This is a genomic window from Methanobrevibacter filiformis (assembly GCF_001639265.1).
GTDB classification, from domain to species: domain Archaea; phylum Methanobacteriota; class Methanobacteria; order Methanobacteriales; family Methanobacteriaceae; genus Methanacia; species Methanacia filiformis.
Genome location: NZ_LWMT01000169.1, coordinates 1 through 933, shown reverse-complemented (window position 1 = coordinate 933; position 933 = coordinate 1). Strand labels below are relative to the sequence as shown.

The window sequence follows — 933 nt, the reverse complement described above, 5'->3', positions numbered from 1 at the left end:
TCTTAGTAAATAAAAGTGCCACATTCTCAGGAACATTCCCTAGCTTTAAACTCGAAAACTTAGACTTCACAACAGCACTACTACAAACAGGTTATTTAACAATAAAAGAAGAAGAAAAGACAATTTTGGGAGAATCATCAAAATATAAACTAGCTATTCCTAATAAAGAAGTGCATGATTCATTATTCAGCTATATCTTAGGAACCTACACTAACTATGACGAGAGCCAAATACAACCAATGACAGATAATATGCTTAAATACATCTTAAACTTAGATGAAGCAAATTTACAAAAATCTTTCGAGATTTTACTTCACAAAATCCCAAACCTCTTATATGGTAAACTTAAAAAAGAATTTGAAGCACATTACCAAATTTTAGCTATTTCCTGGCTGCAACTACTAGGCTTCGATATTGAAGAAGAAATCATGACAATTAAAGGAAGAATGGATGCTATATTAAAACAAAAAAATAATATAATACTTATCGAATTCAAATTCAGCGAAACAGAATCCATGGACAATATGTTAGATGATGGATTAAGTCAAATTATAACAAATGAATATTACAAACCATACCAAAACAAGAATGTTATTTTACTATCAGTAGCATTCCAACCACGAAACGTTAAATGTAAACTATTAGACTTAAAAAAAGCTTTAACCATATATAAAAATGAAAATAATTAAAACAATAGATATTATAGTCAGAAACTTAATTTTTTGCACTAATTTTTGCAGTTTATTTATAATAATCGACAAAATTTTGTTTCAAAAATTTGGTGTTGGACTATAAAATAAAAAAAAGGCTATGTCAAAAACTTCATGGTTGAGATAATTTTTCCTCTTTCTTGCTCCCATTTTATTCTTTGAAGATCTAAATAGGTTGTTATTCCTTGTTCTGTCTTGTATATTTTTTTCAGGTGTCTTGGTA

1 protein-coding gene is annotated in these 933 nt (G+C 28.1%); it reads left to right on the top strand.

Going from position 1 to position 933, the window contains the following annotated elements; genetic code table 11:
- Nucleotides 1-689: PD-(D/E)XK nuclease domain-containing protein (locus tag MBFIL_RS04670; RefSeq protein ID WP_211261714.1), on the top strand; the 689-nt coding region annotated here is incomplete at its 5' end.
- Nucleotides 690-933 lie beyond the last annotated feature (244 nt).